Annotated in this window: 20 protein-coding genes and 3 pseudogenes; 20 read left to right on the forward strand and 3 right to left on the reverse strand. The window is 62.9% G+C overall.

All coding sequences use genetic code 11. The features are described from left to right. Both ACWEH3_RS32175 and ACWEH3_RS32180 read left to right on the forward strand, forming a co-directional pair. Positions 1-368: integrase core domain-containing protein (locus ACWEH3_RS32175; RefSeq protein ID WP_450024492.1), on the forward strand; the 368-nt coding region annotated here is incomplete at its 5' end. A 324-nt stretch (positions 369-692) separates the two neighbouring features. After that, positions 693-1,151 (forward strand): MarR family winged helix-turn-helix transcriptional regulator, encoded by a 459-nt coding sequence (locus tag ACWEH3_RS32180; RefSeq protein WP_450024490.1) that lies wholly within the window; start codon positions 693-695, stop codon positions 1,149-1,151. A 435-nt stretch (positions 1,152-1,586) separates the two neighbouring features. Here the strand turns inward: ACWEH3_RS32180 and ACWEH3_RS32185 are convergent, their stop codons facing one another. Then, entirely contained in the window at positions 1,587-3,017 is a 1,431-nt protein-coding gene (locus ACWEH3_RS32185) for an amidase (protein WP_450024488.1), read from the reverse strand. Positions 3,018-3,402: 385 nt separating this feature from the next. On the opposite strand from ACWEH3_RS32185, the pseudogene ACWEH3_RS32190 reads away from it, so the two are divergent. Both ACWEH3_RS32190 and ACWEH3_RS32195 read left to right on the forward strand, forming a co-directional pair. Continuing rightward, a pseudogene (locus ACWEH3_RS32190) lies at positions 3,403-3,885 on the forward strand (transposase); the annotation flags it as partial. A gap of 386 nt (positions 3,886-4,271) precedes the next feature. Further along, positions 4,272-4,430 carry a hypothetical protein gene (locus ACWEH3_RS32195; protein ID WP_450024486.1) on the forward strand — a complete coding sequence of 53 codons (159 nt, stop codon included), beginning with the start codon at positions 4,272-4,274 and terminating at the stop codon, positions 4,428-4,430. Positions 4,431-4,707: 277 nt separating this feature from the next. On the opposite strand, the pseudogene ACWEH3_RS32200 reads toward ACWEH3_RS32195, so the two are convergent. Further along, positions 4,708-5,280: pseudogene (locus ACWEH3_RS32200) on the reverse strand (MarR family winged helix-turn-helix transcriptional regulator). A 212-nt stretch (positions 5,281-5,492) separates the two neighbouring features. On the opposite strand from ACWEH3_RS32200, the gene ACWEH3_RS32205 reads away from it, so the two are divergent. The 8 genes and pseudogenes from ACWEH3_RS32205 (at position 5,493) to ACWEH3_RS32240 (ending at position 12,505) form a co-directional block, all read left to right on the forward strand. After that, on the forward strand, positions 5,493-6,359 hold the full coding sequence (locus ACWEH3_RS32205; RefSeq protein ID WP_450024484.1) for an FAD binding domain-containing protein: 867 nt from the start codon (positions 5,493-5,495) through the stop codon (positions 6,357-6,359). A 62-nt stretch (positions 6,360-6,421) separates the two neighbouring features. Next, entirely contained in the window at positions 6,422-6,898 is a 477-nt protein-coding gene (locus ACWEH3_RS32210; RefSeq protein ID WP_450024496.1) for a (2Fe-2S)-binding protein, read from the forward strand. Beyond that, on the forward strand, positions 6,895-9,258 hold the full coding sequence (locus ACWEH3_RS32215) for a xanthine dehydrogenase family protein molybdopterin-binding subunit (protein WP_450024482.1): 2,364 nt from the start codon (positions 6,895-6,897) through the stop codon (positions 9,256-9,258). The genes ACWEH3_RS32210 and ACWEH3_RS32215 overlap by 4 nt, the downstream gene beginning before the upstream one ends. After that, positions 9,255-9,932: an SRPBCC family protein gene (locus tag ACWEH3_RS32220; protein WP_450024480.1), complete on the forward strand. Its 678-nt coding sequence runs from the start codon at positions 9,255-9,257 to the stop codon at positions 9,930-9,932. The genes ACWEH3_RS32215 and ACWEH3_RS32220 overlap by 4 nt, the downstream gene beginning before the upstream one ends. A gap of 67 nt (positions 9,933-9,999) precedes the next feature. After that, positions 10,000-10,914 carry an MFS transporter gene (locus ACWEH3_RS32225; protein ID WP_450024478.1) on the forward strand — a complete coding sequence of 305 codons (915 nt, stop codon included), beginning with the start codon at positions 10,000-10,002 and terminating at the stop codon, positions 10,912-10,914. After that, a pseudogene (locus tag ACWEH3_RS32230) lies at positions 10,886-11,107 on the forward strand (XdhC family protein); the annotation flags it as partial. The gene ACWEH3_RS32225 and the pseudogene ACWEH3_RS32230, both read left to right, overlap by 29 nt. A gap of 66 nt (positions 11,108-11,173) precedes the next feature. Continuing rightward, complete coding sequence (locus ACWEH3_RS32235) at positions 11,174-11,920, forward strand: XdhC family protein (RefSeq protein ID WP_450024494.1); 747 nt, start codon at positions 11,174-11,176, stop codon at positions 11,918-11,920. Between the two features lie 366 nt (positions 11,921-12,286). Beyond that, the gene (locus ACWEH3_RS32240; protein ID WP_452358461.1) at positions 12,287-12,505 is read left to right on the forward strand and encodes a hypothetical protein; all 219 of its coding nucleotides are present in this window, start codon (positions 12,287-12,289) and stop codon (positions 12,503-12,505) included. Here the strand turns inward: ACWEH3_RS32240 and ACWEH3_RS32245 are convergent. Continuing rightward, complete coding sequence (locus tag ACWEH3_RS32245; RefSeq protein WP_450024474.1) at positions 12,502-12,693, reverse strand: XdhC family protein; 192 nt, start codon at positions 12,691-12,693, stop codon at positions 12,502-12,504. The two genes, ACWEH3_RS32240 and ACWEH3_RS32245, sit on opposite strands and share 4 nt — an antisense overlap. A gap of 262 nt (positions 12,694-12,955) precedes the next feature. Here ACWEH3_RS32245 and ACWEH3_RS32250 point away from each other — a divergent pair, with 262 nt between their 5' ends. The 8 genes from ACWEH3_RS32250 (at position 12,956) to ACWEH3_RS32285 (ending at position 21,095) form a co-directional block, all read left to right on the forward strand. Continuing rightward, positions 12,956-13,498 (forward strand): MarR family winged helix-turn-helix transcriptional regulator, encoded by a 543-nt coding sequence (locus ACWEH3_RS32250; protein ID WP_450024472.1) that lies wholly within the window; start codon positions 12,956-12,958, stop codon positions 13,496-13,498. 308 nt (positions 13,499-13,806) lie between these two features. Further along, entirely contained in the window at positions 13,807-14,511 is a 705-nt protein-coding gene (locus ACWEH3_RS32255; RefSeq protein WP_450024470.1) for an ABC transporter substrate-binding protein, read from the forward strand. 125 nt (positions 14,512-14,636) lie between these two features. Continuing rightward, positions 14,637-15,239: an ABC transporter permease gene (locus ACWEH3_RS32260; protein WP_450024468.1), complete on the forward strand. Its 603-nt coding sequence runs from the start codon at positions 14,637-14,639 to the stop codon at positions 15,237-15,239. 231 nt (positions 15,240-15,470) lie between these two features. Continuing rightward, positions 15,471-16,292 (forward strand): ABC transporter ATP-binding protein, encoded by an 822-nt coding sequence (locus tag ACWEH3_RS32265; RefSeq protein WP_450024466.1) that lies wholly within the window; start codon positions 15,471-15,473, stop codon positions 16,290-16,292. Then, positions 16,292-17,167, forward strand: coding sequence for an FAD binding domain-containing protein (locus ACWEH3_RS32270; protein WP_450024464.1), 876 nt, complete (start codon positions 16,292-16,294; stop codon positions 17,165-17,167). Before ACWEH3_RS32265 ends, ACWEH3_RS32270 begins: the two co-directional genes overlap by 1 nt. Next, on the forward strand, positions 17,145-17,708 hold the full coding sequence (locus tag ACWEH3_RS32275) for a (2Fe-2S)-binding protein (RefSeq protein WP_450024462.1): 564 nt from the start codon (positions 17,145-17,147) through the stop codon (positions 17,706-17,708). The genes ACWEH3_RS32270 and ACWEH3_RS32275 overlap by 23 nt, the downstream gene beginning before the upstream one ends. Next, entirely contained in the window at positions 17,705-20,122 is a 2,418-nt protein-coding gene (locus ACWEH3_RS32280; RefSeq protein ID WP_450024460.1) for a xanthine dehydrogenase family protein molybdopterin-binding subunit, read from the forward strand. Before ACWEH3_RS32275 ends, ACWEH3_RS32280 begins: the two co-directional genes overlap by 4 nt. Before the next feature lie 130 nt (positions 20,123-20,252). Continuing rightward, positions 20,253-21,095 (forward strand): aspartate dehydrogenase domain-containing protein, encoded by an 843-nt coding sequence (locus ACWEH3_RS32285; RefSeq protein WP_450024458.1) that lies wholly within the window; start codon positions 20,253-20,255, stop codon positions 21,093-21,095. Positions 21,096-21,117 lie beyond the last annotated feature (22 nt).

The following is a 21,117-nucleotide window of genomic DNA, read 5'->3' on the forward strand; positions in this document are numbered from 1 at the left end:
CACTTCTGCTGCGGACCAATTCCCACCTCCACACCTCCACGATCGAGGTGTTGCAACGATCAGTTGAATCCGGCCAATACACCTCATGGTCGTTCGGTGATCTCCGCCGGCACCGGCTTCTGCCCTCGTTCGGAACTGTCGGTGATTGCTTCGACAACGCAGCGATGGAGTCGTTCTGGGAACGGATGCAAACCGAACTCCTCAACACCAGAAAATGGTCGACAACCCTCGAGCTGACCATCGCGATGGCCGACTGGATCGACACCTTCTACAACAACGAGCGGGGTCACTCCTACCTCGGCCACCTCAGCCCCACCGAGTATGAGACCCTGTGGCTCGACATCCAACCAAGTCCTCAACTCTCGTAAGCGCGGACCGACGAGCAGGGGCCAGATCAATCAACGGGGTCCCGTCACCCCCATCACGCTCAGCGAAGATGCTTGCAAGTGTGGACGCCTTACATATAAGAAGTCACGAGCTAAGGCGTTTTCGCTCTCCATCCTTCGTTCGAGGCGTCCGGCGTTGAGAATTATCTTTGCGCGTAGTGTGGCAACGTGCTTCGCGAACGCCCGCCCGAGTTGGCGCACGGAGCTTCGGGACTTCAATGGGGATTGGATGGCACGGGAGAACGCTCATCGGATCTGGTCGACTTCATCAGGGGTCAGTGGGCTCGAGAACGTCCCGATCTCGATGTGAGCAGCCTCAGTGTGCTGGGTCGGCTGCACCGGTGCGATCTCCGCTACCAGGGCCTGGCGAGTCGGGTACTCGAGGAATTCTCCCTCACCACGGCTTCCTTCGACGTGCTGGCTTCGCTACGGCGTAGCGGTCCCCACTACCGTCGTGCGGCCGGGCAGCTCGCCGAGATCGGGCTGATCACTACTGGCGGTCTCACCCAGCGCATCGACCGCCTGGAGCATTCCGGCCTTGTGCAGCGTACGCGCGATCCCAACGACCGCAGGGTCGTCTACATCGAGCCGACCGAGGCGGGCAGGCAACTCGTCGACAAGGTCCTGCAGCGGCATTTCGCGGAGCAGAACCAGTTCCTGGCTGGTCTCACGCGGAGTGAACATACGCAGCTCAGCCACCTCCTGTCCCGGCTCGAGGTGCCTCTCGAGGTCGCCGAGCGGATACGAGCGGAGTTCGGACAGTAACGCGCTGAGCCGGGGTGCGGAACTGTTCAGTTGGGTGCTCCTGGTGTGAGGATCAAGCGGGCAGGAAGGCAGCTTCACTCGAGCGAACTGCGATCTGGAGGTCGTCGACAAAGCGCTGTCGCCGCCCGGCGGTCGGCAATATTCGATTCGCGATAAGGTTCCGACTGGCGAACCCCCCCATCGATTACCTCGTCGTCGGCAGCGAGGGGCGCTTCGTCCCGGTCCCCTCTGTGGGCAAGATCTAGCGCGCGGCCGTCTTGCGCTTCGAGTGGTGGGGGATGTGGGAAGACCACCTCAGGGAATCACTCGTCCACGGTGGGAGCCGGTAGTGGACGGTGCCACGAGGAAATGGTTCATGGTAGTGCGACGCTCTCTGCACGAGACCACGATGGCACTAGGCGAAGCGCATCGATCTTTGCGGCTGGGCGCTGCAGCTCAGGATCGCGACCGGGGATCGATAGGCGTCACGATGCCGGAGCTGCGTTCGATGACCTCGCCGACGAGCATGGTCGTCTCTTCCGCGAACGCCCGACCCATGATCTGGACGCCAACTGGGGCCCCGTCGCCCACGCTGACGCTGATGCCGAGGGCAGGCAGTGCGAGCACCGGCACGGCCATACTCGGCCACTGGTGCGACATGAGCTCTCGAACCCGTTCGCCGCTCGTAGCATCGTTCCCGATGCGGAACGGAGCCTCGCCCGAGTTCGGCAGAATGACGATCGGATACTCGGCCATGAACTCCGAGACTTCCCGTCGAACATCACCTCGCCGCGCCTGGCCTTCGAGGTAGGTGCGGAACGAAACCTCGCCGAACTGGTCGTCGTAGACCTCGAACATGTAGCGAAAGAAGTCCTTGATCCCCGGCTCGCCAACGCGGTCCACCTCATCAAGGACACCGATCTGCTTGAACTCGGTGAGGCCGAGCAACCACCATAGAGTGGCTGCCTCCCCCAGGATGGGGAGCTCGATTTCGTCGACCTCGTAGTTCGCGGCTCGAAGCAGCTCGATGGTCTTTGCCATTCCCGCTTTGACCTCGTCGGTCGAGTCGGCGGCGATCCCGTCGTTGCCCACACTGGTCACGACCGCGATCCGTCGCGGCTGCTCGTTGGGGTGTGGTGCAGCGACGTGAAGTACGTCTCGGGGGTCGGGACGCTCCATGGCGTGTAGGGCGAGCCGCTGGTCAGCGATCGTGCGCGTCAGCGCACCGTATGCATTGAACTGCTGAGTGGCGAGATTCTGGGGTCCTGGGAACCCGTGCCAACCAGGGACGCGACCCGGTGTGGGGCGCAATCCGACGACGCCGCAGTTCGCGGCCGGATAACGGATGGAGCCGCCGATGTCGGTGCCTTGCGCGACGGGGCACATACCCACGGCGACGGCTGCCGCAGCGCCACCGCTCGACCCGCCTGGGGTGACCTCCAGATCCCACGGGTTGCGGGTAATCCCGTGGTAGTCGCTCTCCGTCGACCAGCGCGTCGACCACGGGGGGGAGTTGGTGCGCCCGATCGCGAGGGCGCCGGCGGCCAACAGCGACTCCACCTGTGGGTCGCTGACCTCGCCGAGAGGCTGTTCGGCATACGCTCCGACTCCATGGGTCGTGAGGTAGCCGGCGTGACGGGAGTTGATCTTCGACGACATCGGGACTCCGTGGAGGGGACCCAGTTCGTCACCGCGCGCCCGTGCCGCGTCCGCTTCCTTCGCCTGGACGATCGCGTCTTTCGCAACCTCGATGAAGGCGTTGACCGATCCATTGGTAGCCTCGACCCGTTCCAGGCACGAGGCCATCACCTCTTGGGCCGAGAAATCGCCCGTCTTGATCCCCGATGCCATGTCGGTGGCTGACAGCCTCCACAGTTCGTTCGACACGTCACGCTTCCTCTCTCATTGAGTCAGTGGGTTCGGGATAGGACGGGTCGTCCCGAGAAGACACCAAAGCGGTGGACGGGGACGGCTTGCCTCGTTCGGTGGCGGAGGGCGTCGCTTCACCTGACTCCTGAGCCGCTGACGGCGATCGCGCTCGCAATCCTGATTCCCGACAGTCTGGTCACCTTAGCGATAAACAGTCAAGGCCTAAGATGTAGAATGCTGGAGGCGCCCGAACCGGCGGCTGTATAGGTGGCTCGCCGACCGTGAGCATGAGGAATGCTCGAGACCTGTGGATGACGGGGCGGGATGTACCCTCCCGGATGATCTGAGAATGAACAGGTTTCGATCGTCTCGGCGCGCCAATGCCGGGGGAAGGGTACGTCCCATACTCAAGGTAATCGGCGGTGGTGCCGGGTCCAACAGTGACCGCGTGTCCGGCGGGGATCGGTCGCCGATCGACGAGATCGTGCGCGAGGGTGCTTCGCCGGATGCTGGCCGCGGCGTTGCAGGCCGAGGTCGCCGACTACATCGCTCGCTTCGCGGTGCGGTCGATGAGAACGGTCGTCGGCTGGTGGTACGCAACGGCTACCACGACGAGCGCACCGTGGTCACCAACTCCGATGCGGTCGAGGTCCGGGCACCACGGGTGAACGACAAGTGGGTGGATCCGGAAACCGGTGTCCGGCAGCGGTTTTCCTCGGCGATCTTGCTGTCGTGGTGCCCGCAGATCGTCGAGGTGCTGCCACTGCTGTACCTGTACGGGCTTTCCACCGGCGATTTCACCCCCGCCCTGGAGCAGTTCCTCGGCGCCAGCGCTGGCCTGTCCGCGGCGTCGATCGCCCGGCTGACCACCGGCTGGCAGGACGAGGTCACCGTCCGATTCATCGAGACCGGCGAGACAGGCAGCCTATGACAAAATCACTCCACAGGTATTGACAATCGCTGGTCGAAGCACAGCCCGTTCGACTTGGCGACTCTTGACCGATGCATCCCGTTCGTTAAGGCAATGGGTCTGCAGGTCTTGGCGAAGGTGCTCGCGCCGGAACGCGCTCCGATTTCCCAAGCGCTCGACTTCCGCGCCGACGGTGTGATCATCCCCCACATCGAGAACGCTGCGCACGCCAAGCAAGCGACGGCGCACGCGAAGTACCCGGCATTGGGTGATCGGGCCTGGCGGGTGGGCGGGTCGTGTCCTACGGAGTGTGGACCGAGGGGCTCCTCGAGAGAGCAAACGACACTACGTTGCGCTTTCCCATGATCGAGGATGCTGGTGCCTTCGACGACGCCGAGGAAATAGCGGGATTGGACACCGTCGACGTTTCAGCCGCTGTGGGCGCTATGGCGCACGGGATGCGAACAGCCAAGCAGGCCATAGACCGCATTTTGGTCGACGCCGGCGTCGCAAGCAAGTAACGGAGCCACGGATCATTCTGCACCGCCTGTGCCGTCAGACCCCAACCCAACAATCGCCCGTCGGGTCGACCACCGACACCGTTCTGCAGCCAAATCGGCTGTACGGCACGGCTGTTATCCTCGGCGAGGTCGAATGTGCTGTGGCAGCTGTCCTCCTCGACCTACAGCGATGAATACAGGTCGACTTCGGCAGTACCGTCGGTTCCGTACCTGGCGTGTAAGAGGCTCGGTCGGGGGAGCCGAACGCCGGATCATCTCACTGGGAAGATCGCCGGCGTCAGAATGTCGCTGCCGGGTGGGATGCGCGTACCCTTTCGGGGCCGTCTGCGGCGCGTGCCGAATGCTCGAGGCGTGCGAGGAGTGCCGCGAGAGTCTCGATGTCATTCCCGCTCAGATCGCCGAGCATCATGGAAAGTGTGCTGAAGCGGTCGTCGGCGACTGCATCGACGATCGCGCTGCCCTCGGGCGTGAGCTGAACGTAGACAACCCGGGCTCCACCGCATCCCGGGAGCATCTCACCAGCCCGGCTTTCTCGAGTCTTTTGACCCGCAGGCTCAGACCGCCGGTGGTCACCAAGGCCTGTTCCCCGAGTTCGCTGGTCAGGCGATGCTTGGGCACCGCCCTGCACAAGCAGGCAGAACATCGAAGCCGGAGTCGGTGATGTGGTACTTCGCGAACGTCCGGACAATGAGGTTGTACACCAAGAAGCTGCGATGCAGGCGTCCGAATACTCTCAACGCCGAGACGCCGAGACGCCGAGACGCCGAGACGCCGAGACGCCGAGACGCCGAGACGCCGAGCTCCGGACGAGCATGGCTCAGTGAGACACGATCACATCTACTCCGTCCATGCTTGACAACTACGGCACGACTGTGCCGGAGTTCCGCTGTCCTCGTCCGTGCCTCGCGTTGTCCGTCTGAACTGGTGTTCAGGGGCGTAGTTCAGGCGTTTTGGTGGAACTTGGAAAGTGGGTTGACAGCCAGTTCCATGAATGGAATGGTGTGGATCACATCAATAGTTTGGTGCTAAGATAGCTGAGTTGTCTACGACAGGAGCGGGTGCATGAAACCAAGCCCCTTCGACTATGCCGCTCCGGCCTCGACCTCGGAGGCATTGCGGCTGCTGTCCGATACCGAGCGTGAGGTGAAGGTGCTGGCAGGCGGGCAATCATTGATCCCGATGCTGAATATGCGCCTCGCACGACCCGAGTTGTTGGTCGATATCACCCGGATCGATGAGCTGGACCGCCTGTTTGTAGGTGGCGACGGCTCCTTGCACATCGGTGCCGCTGTCCGCCAGTCGACGGCTGCGTCCGATTCTGCTGTCCGTAACGGATGGCCTTTGTTGTCGGCCGCGATCAAACAGATCGGGCACCCGCAAATCCGTAATCGCGGAACCGTCTGCGGAAGTCTGGTACATCATGACCCTGCAGCAGAACTGCCGACGGTCGCGGTTGCGCTGGATGCCGATTTCAAAGTTGTAGGTCTCTCCGGCATTCGTACGGTATCGGCGAGCGACTTCTTCATCAGTACTTTTTCCGTCGATATCGAACCCGAGGAGTTACTCACCGAAGTTGTTTTTCCTGCTGCCGAACCTGGCACCGGCTGGTCGTTTCTCGAACTGGCACAGCGACACGGAGACTACGCCGGCGTCGGCGTAGCTGTCGTGATTCGTCGAACCGACGACGAAGTGGCGATGGTCCGGGTCGTTCTGTGCGGGGTAGGTAACGCTCCGGTCCGTGCGTTCGAGGTCGAGCAGGTTCTGATCGGTCGGACCCTCGACTCGGCCGCGATCGAAATCGCCGGCGAGACCATCCGCAGCGAATTAGACCCACCCGGCGACGTGCACATAGGCGCCGAGTGGCGTCGCGATGGGGCGGAGGCCCTTCTTCGTCGAGCCTTGAAACAAGCATGGGAGAGCTGCACGTGAACACCGGTACGGGTCGGCAAGTGGGACAACCTCCGCTGTCCGAACCCTCCATTTGGCACGAAATCAACCTGACCGTCAACGGTCAGCCGGTCAATGCCCAGGTCGAGTCACGGCTGTTACTTGCGGACTTCTTGAGGAGTCGGCTGGGCCTGACCGGTACTCATCTCGGCTGCGAGCACGGTGTCTGTGGCGCCTGTACTGTGTTGGTCGATGACGTGGCGGTCCGTTCGTGCATCGTTCTTGCGGTACAGGCGAATGGTTGCTCGGTGCGCACGGTGGAGTCCCTTGCCGAGGATGGGGGCCCACTGAGTTCTGTGCAGCGAGCTTTTCATGAACAGCATGGAATGCAGTGCGGATTCTGCACCCCAGGTTTCGTGATGACCTGCACGGCTATGGTGGAGAGTTCGCACCGGCCGGACGAGGATACGGTTGCCGACGAACTCAGCGGCCATCTGTGCCGTTGTACTGGCTACTCGAACATCCGTGCTGCCGTCGAGCAGTCCCTGAACGAACAATTCGGCCCAGTGGAGTCCGCGTGACAACGACCGAAGAGATGACAGGCGTTCGGTTCGGCCGAGCGATACCACGAGTCGAGGACGATCGGCTGTTGCGCGGGAAAGGTCGTTTCGTAGACGACATCCGAGTTCCTGGAGCATTGGAAGCTGCTTTCTTGCGCAGTCCTCACGCGCATGCCCGCATCAATCGAATCGATGCCGATGCTGCCCGCGCGCTTGCGGGTGTGCACGCGGTTTTCACCGCAGCCGAGACCTCCGAGCTCAAACCTGTGGTCAACGAAGCCGAATTGCGGGTTCCGCAAGGACTCGTGGAATCGTTGAATCCATTGGTTCGCAAATTGCCATACCCGGTACTTGCCGAGGAGACCGTCAATTTCGTCGGGCAACCGATAGCACTCGTCATCGCTGACAACCGATACATCGCGGAAGACGCGTTGGAACTGATCGAAGTCGATTACGAGCCCCTGCCTGTCGTCGTGGATCCGCAAGAGGCCCTCCGTCCAGGAGCGCCACTGATCGAAGAAAGCTGGGGTGACAACCTGGCGCTCGAGATCCAGACGCAGGTGGGCGACCCGGATTTAGCTTTCGCCGAAGCCGCGGTGGTGATCGAGGAGGAGTTCTTCTCTCACCGTTATGTCCCGTCGCCGATGGAGACTCGCGCGGTGCAAGCTGCACCTGGTGCCCACGATGGACGGATGACTGTCTGGTCGAACACCCAGACGCCACATCGGCTGCGTGACCATATCGCGGACTCGCTGGGATTACTACCTGACGAAGTACACGTGATCGCCGTGGACGTCGGAGGTGGCTTCGGTCAGAAGGGGATCATTTATGTCGAAGAGGTTTTGATTCCTCATGCGGCACAGTCGCTGGGCGTACCTGTGCTGTGGAGGGAGGACCGCATCGAAAACCTCGTGGCAGCGTCCCACGCGCGTGAACAAATTCATCGTATTTGCCTCGCTGCCGATGCGGATGGCCGACTACTCGGACTGCGCGACGATTTTGTCGTCAATTTCGGCGCCACCACCATGACAGGCCTCGTCGTTCCGTACAACTCGGTGGTACACCTGCTCGGACCGTACAAGATACCCAATGTCGATGTACACGTACGTGCGGCGCTGACCAATACGGCGCCGACGTCTCCTTATCGAGGTGCCGGACGCCCCGAGGCGGTCTTCGCTATGGAACGCGCGATGGACAGAATGGCTCGGAAGCTACAGATGGATCCTGCAGAATTTCGGGCGATCAATCTGATCGGCCCTGAAGAGATGCCCTATCAGACGGGGCTTCGCGACCGGGCAGGTTTGCCCCAGGAGTATGATTCGGGCGACTTTCCCGCTCTGTTACGAACCGCTGTCGACATGATCGACTTGCCGGCGCTACGAGTGCGCCAGGACGAACTCGAGCGCTCAAGGGGAGACCACCGCGTCGGCGTGGGTTTTGCTCTGTACGTCGAGGCCACCGGACTAGGGCCGTTCGAGACGGCGCGCGTGTCGGTCCGTGCCGACGGGCGCATCCGGCTCGCCTTGGGAACGCCCTCTCAAGGGCAGGGGCACCGAACTGTTTTTGCCCAGATCGCTGCAGACGCAATTGGTGTTCCAATGGATTCAATCGACGTCATCGGAGGTGATACCGATACTATCCCGCATGGTGTCGGTACCATTGCCTCTCGCGCTCTCGTAACCGCGGGAAATGCGACGAACATAGCTGGAGGGAAACTACGACAGCGCATCCTCGAGGCTGCAGCAACAATGCTTTCCCGATCCCCCGACGAATTATATTTCGAATCAGGTGTGGTGCGACACGCAACTGGTGAAAGTGCTGAAGTCTGCCTCCACGAGTTGGTTGCGAATGGATTCGAGCTCAGCGAGACCGCCTATTTCCGTCCTCCTGGCTTCACCTTCTCCAGTGGTTGCAGCGCAGTCGTTGCCGATGTAGATATGCGCACCGGCCAGGTCGAGCTGGAACGATACGTAGTAGTTCACGATGCCGGACGAATCGTGAATCCGCTGATTGCGCATGGGCAGATTGCCGGAGGCATCGCGCAGGGGATCGCAGGCGCACTGTACGAGGAGATGGTTTACGGTCCGGACGGCCAACCGCGTACGACCACGTACATGGACTATCTCTTTCCCACATCTTCGGAGATCCCTGACCTCGAGATCGCCGAGATCGTCACTCCAAGTACCAAGAATGATTTAGGCGTCAAGGGACTCGGAGAAGGCGGCGCGATCTCTCCCCAAGCCGCGATCGCAAACGCAGTGGAGGATGCTCTCGAGTCGCACGGCGTGGTTATTCGTCGTGGCCCGATTACGCCTACACGGATACGCGACTTGATACGTGAAGCAGAAAATCGTCGACCTACAGCTGGAGAAATGCCATGAAGCTAGAAAACAGTTTCGATGTCCCGACCTCTCTTGATGAAACATGGAAACTTTTTCAGGATATCTCCACGATCGTACCCTGCATGCCCGGGACGGTATTGGAGTCCAACGAAGGCGACACCTTTGCAGGTAGGATCAAAATCAAAGTGGGCTCGGTGCAACTGGGCTACAGCGGTAAGGGCACCGCGGAGTATGACGACTCTCATCAGCGCATAACCTTGGCTTTGGCCGCCGACGAGACGAGGGGCAGTGGCGCCGTCGCCGCGACGATCGTCGCGCAGTTGACCGAAAACCGCGGTCACACCGAGATCGAGTTGATCACCGATTTGAACCTGACCGGTCGTCCGGCTCAATTCGGCCGCGGAATCATGGGGGAGGTCGCAGATCGGCTGATCAAGCAATTTGCCGACAACCTGGCGCATCTACTCAAAACTGCTCATCAGGAATCCGGTGACATTCTGCAGAACGCCAACCGTTCTGCCGGTTCGTCTGCGGCTTCGTCATCGCAGCGGCTCAGCGCGGTAGCGGCCGATCCGGAGCCACTGGACATAGGCGGAGCGGTTCTGCCGGTACTTGCCAAGCGGGCGGTGAAACCGGCTGTTGCGCTGTCGGTTGTGGCGCTCGTCGCATGGATTGTGACGAGACTGTCCAGCTCGGGACGAACTCACGATTAAAGAGCTGTCGGGCGCACGAATGCCGGGCTGCCGACGGACTGATCTTCTCCCAAAATTGGAATTTCCGATGAAGGATACCCATGCCGACGCACCAGCCAGTCGAGCGCTCTTGTCTTCGCTGTCCGGAACGACCGTAGAATGGTATGAGTTCTCTATTTACGGTACAGCTGTTGCGTTGGTTTTCAATAAGCTGTTCTTTCCAGAGTTCGATCCGCTTACCGGTACGCTCCTGTCGTTGTCTACTCTTGCTGGCGTATTTGTTGCACGCACGGTCGGTGACGCTGTCTTCGGGCATTTCGGAGATGCAGTTGGCCGGAAGTTGATGCTTTTGGTCACCTTATCGATTCTGGGAGTTGCAACGCTTCTGATCGGTGTTCTTCCGGCCTACGAAATAATAGCAATAGCCGCGGCGATACTTCTCATCATCTTGAAATTTGTCCAAGGGCTCTTGCTGGGAGGTGAATACAGCGGCGCAGTGCTTATGAGCGTAGAGCGCGCAAAATTAAACAGATGTGGTCTATATGGTGGTGTCGTCAACAGCGGTGCATGGTGGAGTTTGATCATCGCGAACTTGGCTTTCCTCTCGGTGGCTCTGCTCCGGGCCGAAAGCTTTGGAAGTTGGGGCTGGCGAATCCTATTCCTGCTCAGTGGCGTTCTTGTCCGCATCGGACTGTACATTCGGCTGAAAGTCGAGGAGAACCCAGAATTCAAGCAGGTCAAGGAGTCGGGAAAAGTGCAGAAGACGCCGCTCGGTCAACTGCTGAGTACTCACGACAAGCAGCTCATTCTGATGGCACTGTCCTATCTGTCGGCTGGTGCGTACTTTCTATATCCTGAACGTCTTCTCTATGACCTACGGTCGGTTCTGAATAATAGCACCTCTCTCGGATGCAACGAACAGTGGAGGGGGTATAGAAGAGTGCGCCGCTGTAGCGCCGAGGAAGGAAAGAGTCGTGAGGTATTTTGTCGAGCTAATCCATAGCGAATTGGCTGCAGGTCGCGCAGTTGCTGTAGCTACCGTTGTCTCAACGCATGGCTCTTCTCCTCGCAAACCCGGTGCCATGATGGCCGTTCTTGCGGATGGTTCAGCGGTAGGTAGCATTTCCGGTGGATGCGTGGAGGGTGCCTTATACGAGTCGTGCCTGGATATTCTTTCGGGGGCGGAGTATCGGGTCGAACACTACGGTTCCGCTGGAGATCTACTCGCCCCTGGTCTGACTTGTGGGGGTACTTTGTCTGTATTGGTCGAGCGGTTCGATTCCAGTATCATGCCGATATGGGATCAGGTTCGTCAGTCGGTGATGAACGACCGCACAGTGGTGATGGCAACGATACTGTCCGCTGGCAACGTACGGCATGTACTCGTTGACGACGACCGTCCCTCCGGGTTCGTTGAGTCGAACCTTGTTCTCCGCCGTTTCGACGCTCGTGCCCGACTCATAATAATTGGATCAACTGATTTCGCTCTCGAAACGGCCTTGTTGGGAATGCGCATGGGATATCGGGTGACGGTGTGCGATGCGCGTCAAACGTTTGCCACTCCTGCTCGATTTCCAGGTGTAGACGAGGTCGTCTGTGAGTGGCCTTCGCAGTGGATTGCTCGTCAAAGGGACGCCGGTGGCTTCGACGATCGGTCGGTTTTTGTGATTCTCACTCACGATCCCAAGATCGACATACCGGCTTTGGTGGAATGCCTCGACGCGGCGCGATGGGCGGAGCCTCCCGCTTTTGTCGGCGCAATGGGCAGTGCAACCGCCGATACGAACCGACGTCGTGCCCTGAAAGACGCCGGAATTACCAACAGTCAGTTGACTGCACTGCACAGCCCGATCGGACTGGCGATCGGTAATACGGGACCGGCCGAAACTGCCGTATCGATTGCCGCCCAGATAATAGCGACCAAGTCGCCCGCAGCGATCCGGTCCACGGTCCGACGTCCCGAATTGAACGCCAGCGTGGCAAACTCGGCGTCGCCATCCATCTTGTGATGTTCGTAGTACTTCCGGTACTTGGTATCGAACTGCCGGAACCCGGAACAATGCTGAAGAAACTGGCGTCATTGAGTGCATATTGCGGCATTGTGTTATCGGCGGCGATTACTTCCACTTTTCCTGTTTTCATTGATGGGCACACCCCCCGGTGGGTACGGAACTGACCTTCACCGGTTCCACCACGGTAGGCAAATTGCTGGCCGAGCGTTCGGCAGCCACTGTCGAACGATTATCGCTCGAATCGGCGGCACCGCACCGTGCGTCGTCTGCGACGATGCTGATCAGGACGCGGCTATGGAAGGGCGCGGTCCGCTCCGAATTCCGTAATGCCGCGAGGTCTGTGTGGTGAGCACCCGGATCCATGTGCAGGACGCTGTCGACGGGCGCTTCGGGGCCGCTTCTACCGACCGAGTCCGTGAACTCGCCGTGGGTGACGGAGCTGCACCGGGCACCGAGGTCGGATCGATGATCAACGTGGGATCGGTGGGGGCGGTGTCGGTGCTGTGCCGAAGCGATCCGCCGCGCCAACGCCACCGTTTACGACGTGGTCGCCTATTGCTACACCACGGACTATCGCTTTAGCGGTGTCGACCGAGGCTGCGCCGTTCGGCGGCGTGAAGCAGTCTAGAATCGGCCGCGAGGGGTTCCGAAACGCTTCCGGCGACGGTCCCATCCAGCACGACGGCCATTGCCGTGTGGGCCGGCCGCGGAATCGAGCCAGCCGATTGGTCGATTGTGACCGGGACGCAGTCGATTCCGGTTCCTGCCATCAGGCCCCTGTACTCAGAACCTCGTGCATCCGGACACCGCCACTCTTGTCATGCTGGTCCGCGCGGCGGTAGCCGGTGCGCGGACTGCTGCTGGTCATCGCTGTCGGCGTTCGCGTCGACTCCGCGATCGAGCTGCCCCGGCGAGACTATCGCCGGAGTGCCGCGCCAGTGGGATGATAGAAATGATCGTATAGTACTTTTGCGCAAAGTTAAGCAAAGGTAAGTCGGTCGGGTCGATGAGAGACGGGTTGGGGCGCAAGTAGTGACGGAGGACTTGGACGGTGTCGGCGAGATCATCCGGCAATGGGCCCAGTCGCGGCCCGAACTCGATGTTTCCGCGCTGGAGATCTTCGGACGCCTGCATCGCAGCTTCCTGCTCTATCGCTCCCGGATCAACGGTGTCTTCGAGCAGTTTGGCACCAATGAGGCGGGGTTCGACGTCCTCGCGTGCCTGCGTCGCGCGGAGCCGGAGTTCCGGCGTACGGCGGGTGAGTTGGCGAAACAGACGCTCGTCACGACGGGCGGCCTGACTCTGCGAGTGAACCGGCTGGAGGAAGCCGGGCTGGTGCTGCGGGAACGCGACTCAGAGGATGCCCGGGTGGTCTATGTGACCCTGTCCGATGCGGGGCGCGATCTGGTGGACCGGGTCGCCGATGTGCACTTCGCCGAACTTGCGCGGATGCTAGTGGGCCTGGACTCCGACCAGAAGGCTCGGCTGGCGGGATTGCTCACGGTGCTGGAGGGATCGTTGAGGGTAGCCGCGCTGCCGGTGGGGGAGGACGCGACGGTCGACCGCACTGCCTGAACGCCTGCCCCGCACTTGCCCCGAATCCCACGCTCTGGGACTGTTGGCGTTTTCGAGGGGATTCCCGCGAAGTCTTTCCGGCATATACGGTGAGGGCCGTCACGCTTGAATCGGGGTTGTAACCTGCATCTTCGCAGCCGCGCCGAGGGATTCGGATGGGGTTGAACCCCGGTTAATCGTCGAAGTCAAGCCCGCTGGTCCGTTGACCTCTTAGCGGTAAGGAAGTAAAAATCTCTTGCAGACAAGATGTTCGGCCACCGCGGTGGACTCCAGCCCGGTCGCCACCATCGTCCCGACAGGAGACGTCAATGACGACAATCCGCCTCGCGGCCGCGGCCCTGCTGGCCGGCTCTGCCTTGGTTCTGAGCTCTTGCAGCGGTTCGGGCGAGGACACCGCCGCGGCCACCGATGGCACACTCGAGCAGGCCAAGGCCTCGGTGGGCGTTCTGCCGCTGGCCGATATCGACGGTAAGACCGTCGGTGTGAACACCACCAACAACATCGGTGATGTCACCATCGCCAACCTCGCGGCCGACCAGGGTGTCGATATCGAACCGCGGTACGTCGAGGTACCTTTCCCTAAGATGCTGACCGGGGTACAGGCCGGCTCGATCGACGTCGGATACGCCCCTGAACCGTTCTCTTCGGCCGTGCGCGGCGCCGGGATGCGGGAGATCGCGGACCTCACGACGGACACCAACAACGCACTGCCCACGTCGATCTTCGTCGCGGGTGCCGATTTCGTGAACGCGGACCAGGACACCACCGCTGCATTCGCCCGCGCGATCTTCGCCGCCGACGCCGATATCTCCACCCACGAGGCCGATTTCCGCAGCTGGCTACCCGGTGTCGCGAAGGTCCCCGCTGCGGTGGCCCAGAAGATGTCACCGCCGATTTTCGCGTCGAGTATGGAGCCAGCGAAGATGCGGTTCGTCGCCCAGATGCTCGCCGCCCAAGGGCGGATCCCCGATGGTTTCGACGTCACCCCGCACCTCGTCACGCTCGAGAACTGAGATGAATCTCCTCAGTGAGCCGCTCGGCCGCAAGCAGCAGATCGCCTACGGAATCGTAGGTGTGCTCGGGGCGGCCGAGCTGACCGAAGTGGGTCATCCGGACCGGCCTGATCTCCACGCCCGGGTTGCCCGTTCTGAGCCGGGTGCTGGCGGAGACCGGTGTGCTGTTCGGCGATCACGCCTTCTGGCAGGAGGTCGGTTTCACCCTTCGCGAGTGGATGCTCGGCCAGCTGATCGCCAGCGTGGCCGGTATGGTGCTCGGCGGGCTGATGGGCGCCTTCACGAAAGTGTTCCTCGCCTTCGAACGCCCGGTCGAGGTGTTCCGGGTGCTGCCGTCGGTCGCGCTGGGGCCGGTCCTGGTGTTGCTGTTGGGTTCGGGAATGCTGCTGCTCTCGATCACCGTGGCGCTGGCCTGTATGTGGCCGATCCTGCTGAACACTCTGTACGGAGTCCGTGCCACCGCCGCCACTGCCGTACAGACGGCCCGGACCTGCGGTCTTTCGGGGATCGCGATCCTGCGCCGGATCAAGATCCCGAGCCCACTTCCGTTCACCGGGATCCGGATCGCCGCATCGATCGGGCTCATCGTCGCCGTCAGCGCGGAGTTGCTGATCGGCAACGGGCAGGGGATCGGCGGGTACATCCTGCTCAGCAGCGCGAACGCGATCAACCTCGACACCGCATACGCCGCGACCCTGGTGGCCGGAGTCCTCGCGGGCTGGCGGTGACACGGCCTTCACCGCCGTCGACAACAAGGTGTTCGCATGGAGGAAGGGGCTGGCCCGTGACGGTCGCATCGACCGCCGACTCGGGACTCGCCGCGCCGACCGTACGGCCGGGTCCGCAGTCTCCCGCGCTCGCCTCGGCCGCGCGTACCCGCGGCTCCCTTGTACTCGATTTCATTTTCGTGTTCGTCGAACGGAGGGCGTTGGCCTGGCACCGAGGAGTGACTCAGCAAAATGACTAGTACAGATGCGACGATCACGTTCGCGGAGCTGGTCCTCACCGGCATCTCGAAGTCCTACGGAACCAACCTGGCCGTTCGTGATATCACCGCTGCCGCCCCGGCCGGGAAGGTCAGCGTGATCGCCGGGCCCTCCGGCTGCGGCAAGTCGACGCCGCTGCGGATCATCAGCGGACTCGATGTACCGACGACCGGTGCGGCCAGTTTCGACGGGCGGCAGGTATCCGGTGTGCCCGACGGCCTGGCCATGGTGTTCCAGGACTACGCGCGCTCACTGTTCCCGTGGATGCGGATGGACAAGAACATCGCCTTCCCGCTCCAGCAGCTGCTGCGGGGGGAGCACGCTGTCCGCGTGCAGGAGGCCATCGACGCGGTCGGTCTGTCGGGTAAGGAGAAGCTCTGCCCCTGGCAGATGTCGGGTGGTATGCAGCAGCGCGTCGCCATCGCTTTGGCATTGGCCAGCCACCCGAAGTTGCTGCTCATGGACGAGCCGTACGCCTCGGTCGACGCCCAGACCCGCGCCGAACTCGAGGATCTGCTCCTGACGATCCAGGCGCGGCTGGGGATCACCGTCCTGATCGTCACCCACGACATCGACGAGAGCGTCTACCTGGCCGAGCACATCATCGTCGTGTCGAAGCCGCCGAGCATCCTGGCCGAGACGATCGAGGTCGACCTGCCGCGGCCGCGCGACCACATCACCACCAAGACGGACTCGCGATTCGTCGAGATCCGTTCGCATGTGACGAGGCTGCTTGGTGGTGAGGGCGTGGCAGTCGACGACACGCGCGATTCGCTTGTGGGCAAGGCATACTGATGCGGGCCACAATCGACGGCTCCGGAATCGTCGCGCAGAGTCAATCGGCTCTCGCGCCCTTCCGGCTGTACCGCCCCGAATCGGTTGCTGAGGTGAAGGCCGTGCTCGCCGCCGACCCGGAGGCGGTGATCGGTGCCGGGTGTAGTGATCTCGTCGCCAGGATTCGGGAGGGCTGTGCGCCCGCGGCGCTGGTGTCGTTGCGGAAGGTCGCGGGCCTGAAGGCGATCACGCACCACGGTGGTGTCCTGCACCTGGGTCCGATGGTCACCCATCATGAGGGCGCCACCAGTGCGACCGTGGCCGCGGCGATTCCCGGTCTCGCGGCGGCGTGGTCGCGGATCGCCACCGTGCGGATCCGGTACACCGGCACGGTCGGAGGGAATCTGATGGCGCGGCGCCATCGCTACGAGATGCCGTTGCTACTGGGTGCGCTCGAGGCCCGGCTGTCGATCTCGGACGGCCGAACTCTCGCGCCCGGCGATCTGTGGACCGACGACACCGCCGCGCTGCTCACCGGTATCGAGGTGGCCACTGCGGATCTGGTGTGGTTCGGGTACGAGCGTTCAATGCGCCCCACCACGACGGTCGCGCTCGCCATCCGGCGGAGTACCGACGCCACCCTGTCCGTCTGCGCCACTGCGGGGTCGGAGTACCGCCGCGGTATCTCGTTGCGCGTCGATACCGGGGCCACGTCGGTGGCCGAAATCGACTCGGCGCCGGCCGCCGCAGCCCTCGCTGCGCAACTCCCCGACGATATCGCCGATTACACCGGGTCCGCCGAGTACCGGAGGCACCTCGTCACCGTGCTGACCCGCAGGCTGCTCCATGAGGCAGCCACTGCCAACCCCAAGCGTGAGGACCGACCGCATGTGTGATCCCGATGCCGAGACGAGACCGGCCGGTGCGGCAGCCCCGCCGAGCACGCTTGACACCTCGATAGAGTTCAGCCTGAACGGTGAGAAGCAGAACTGCAGAATCGATTCCAGCGCGGTTCTGCTCGATGTGTTGCGCGACGACTTCGGCTGTCGGGGGGTGCGGCGTTCGTGTGAACGCGGTGTCTGCGGAGCCTGCACGGTGCTCGTCGACGATGTGCCGGTGGCCTCTTGCTCGACGTTCGCGTTCGCGGTCGACGGCGCCGACGTGGAGACCGTCGAGGGGTTGGCGGCCGCGGACGGGACGCTCTCGCCCCAGCAGCGTGCGTTTGCGGAATGCGGTGGTTATCAGTGTGGTTTCTGCACCTCCGGCATGCTGATGTTGACGACCGGCCTGCTGCGCCGGGAACCCCGGCCGGACCGCGACACCATTCGCGAATGGATCAGTTCGAACACCTGCCGCTGCACTGGCTACGAAATGATCATGGAATCCGTCGAACGCGCGGCGGAATTTACGGCCGCGCAGGATGGAGATGGCGAATGACGGCGATATCGGATCGGTCGACGGCCTCCGGCCCGCTGGTCGAGGCGCGCACCCACCCGGTCGATGACGGGGAAACGGTAAGCGGATACCGGATCCACCAGTTGCCCACGGCATCACGGCACCATCGAGTGGTCGGCCGGGACGGCCCGCGCGCGGACGCGACGGCGAAGGTGACCGGACGGGCCATATACGGGGCCGATATCGTGCGCCCGGGCATGCTGCACGCGAAGGTACTGCGCAGCCCGCACGCGCACGCCCACATCGTTTCCATCGACACCGCGGCCGCACGGGCCCTGCCCGGTGTCAGCGCGATCGTGACCCAGGACGAGATCGACGGCTTGCAATGCTACGGGACGATGGTCAAGGACCAGCCGGTGGTCGCGACCGGCGTCGTCCGATACGTCGGTGACGTGGTGGCCGCGGTCGCCGCCGTGGACGAGCGCACCGCGCTCGCGGCACTGGACCTGATCCGGGTCGAGTATGAGGTGCTGCCAGCGGTGTTCACCGTCGCCGAGGCGCTCACGGAAGCGGCGCCGGTCATTCATCCGGACGAGCCGTTCGGGCTGATCCCGAAGTACGGTCGGGGCGCATCGGCGTCGTTGCGCAGCGGACCGAACGTGAGCTACGAGTTCCGGTACCGCACCGGCTCGCCCGACGTCTGGGAGACATGTGACCACATCTTCGAGGACACCTTCGAGTTCTCGCGGATGAACCATATGCATCTCGAACCGTTCGTGACCGTCGCCGAGGCGAGCGCCGACGAGATCGAGGTATGGACCTCGACGCAGTCGCCGTTCAACCTGCGCAAGGAGCTGGCGCGTGTTTTCGGGCTGCCGGAGAACCGGATCTGCGTCCACGTCCCGTTGCTCGGTGGCGGTTTCGGCGCGAAGAACGGGCCCAAGGCCGACCCGGTCGCGATCCGGCTCTCCCAGCTCAGCGGTGGGCGACCGGTCCGGTTCTGTATGACCACCGAGGAGGTGTTCCTCACGGTCTCACAGCACGCGGCGACGCTCATCGTGAAATCGGGTGTGCGGGCCGACGGTACGTTCGTGGCACGGCAGTCGACGGTGCTGCTCAACGGCGGTGCCTACGCTGAGCACAGCCCCGCCGTCGCGGAGAAGGCCGGTTACCGGATGCCCGGCGCCTATCGTTGGCAGCATATCGATTCGGTGTGCAAGGTCGTCACCACCAATACCGTCCCGGCCGGGGCCTACCGTGGATTCGGCGGCACCCAGGCCACGTGGGCCAGTGAGCGGCAGGTGGATCTGATCGCCGATCGCCTCGGACTGGATCCGTACGAGCTGCGGGTTCGCAACCTCAAGGCACTCGGTGAAGAGTTCGTTCCGGGTGAGTCCGGTATCGACTCGGACTTGGTCGCGGGGATGCGGGTGGTGGCGGACGCGATTGGTTACCACGGGCGTGTCCGCACCGGGAACCGAGGGATGGGTGTGTCGGTGGGTGTCAAGGACGGCGGCGGTGTCAACAAACCGGCGATGGCACGGGTCAAGGTCACCACGCGGGGTGATGTCCTGCTCAACTGCGCGCTCACTGAGATGGGGCAGGGTGGGCACTCCGCGATGGCGCAACTGGTCGCCGAGGTGCTGCGCTGCGATCCCGCCCGAGTGGCCTACGCGCGAATCGACACCGACAATACCCCGTTCGATCAGGGCACCAACGCGTCCTCGGGAGTGGCGGTGATGGGGCAGGCGGTGCGGACGGCGGCCGAGAAGCTTCGGGCCGAGGTACTCGACTGGGCCGGTACGCAACTCGCGGTCGATCCCGCCGGGCTCGAGCTCGTGGACTGGCAGGTGCGTACCCCGGGCGGTGCGGTGCACGACCTGTTCCCGATGATCATGGAAGTCTTCGGTAACACCGGATTCGAATTCTCCGCCGACGGTTTCTACAAGGCGCGTAACGATCACCACGCGCCGCTCGAGGCGCCGTGTGTGTTCTGGGAGATCGGCTGGGCAGCCGCCGAAGTGGAGGTCGACCCCGAGACGGGCCGGATCACCGTGCTGCAACTGGTAGTCAGCGGTGACGCAGGCAAGGTGATCAACAAGATCGGGTGCCGCGGTCAGGACGAAGGGGCTGCGGTATTCGGACTGGGACAGGCGTTGTTCGAGGAACTCCGGTACGACCCGGATGGTGAACTGCTCAACGCCGAGGCGCTGCTCTACCGGGTGCCGCTCGCCGAGGACATTCCCGAGCGGTTCCTCTCGATTACGCAGGAGCAGGGCCACGGCGCGGGACCGTTCGGCAGCAAGGGTATGGGGGAGGGCGGGATGCTGCCTGTCGCCAGTGCCATCGCCCAGGCCGTTGCGGACGCGGTGGGCGTACAGCTCACCGAACTCCCGCTGTCTCCACAACGGGTCTACGAGGCGATCGCCGCGGGTGGAGCGGAGGTGGTGCGATGAGTCGATATCTTCGCCTGCCCTCCGTCCTCCAGCGATCGCATGTAACCGTTCACGGAGGCTCGATGATGCGAAACTTCTGCCTACGCTGCGGTACTCGTCGGCCGCATACAACTCATTACAAGGGGGCACGATGAGTTCGGGGTACAACGGCACGCGCCCGGCCACCGCGGTGCTCGGGGGCCGGGATCGGGTGCGGGTGTGCGTGCTCGGTTACGGCAGTATCGGCGCGGTCGTGGCCGACCGGCTTCTCCGCGGTGATGTACCTGGCGCCGAGCTGGTCGGGATCGTCAATCGGTCTCTTGTCGAGGGTCTCCCGGCGCCCGCGCTCTCGCTCGCGGAGGCACTCGAGATCGCAGATGTAGTGGTCGAATGCGCATCGCAGGAGGCGGTCCGGGAGGTCGGCCTGCAAGTGGTCGACGCCGGGTGTGACCTACTGGTGTCATCGGTGGGAGCGCTGTCGGATCCCGCTTTCGCGCAGCGGATCTCGGGTGGTCGGCTGGGCCGGGTCGTGTGTACGCACGGTGCCGTCGGCGGTCTCGATCTGCTCGCCGCCGCACGCGACGCGGCGCCGTTCGACCGGGTGCTCGTCCGGTCGACGAAATCGCCGGGTTCACTGGTGCAGCCGTGGATGGACGCGGCGGAGCGGCACCGGATCGGCACCACGGCGACACGGTTGCGCGTTTTCACGGGCAGTTCCGCCGAGGCGGCGCGGCTTTTCCCGAAGTCGCTCAATGTGGCTGCCGCGGTGAGTTTCGCGGTGAGTGACTGGGAGACGGTGTCGGTCGAGTTGTACGCCGATCCGGACGCGGAGCTCACCTGTCATGAGATAGAGGCCTCGGGCCCGATCGGCAGGTACTCGATCAAGATCGAGAATCTGCCGAGCGCGGACAATCCGCGCACCAGCGCGGTGGTACCGTACTCGATCCTGCGGACGCTGGCGCATCTGACCGGCTCCCCGAATCTCATCGCCTGATCAGCCCGCTCGACATCGCGTC

This window comes from Nocardia sp. NPDC004718 (assembly GCF_053601535.1).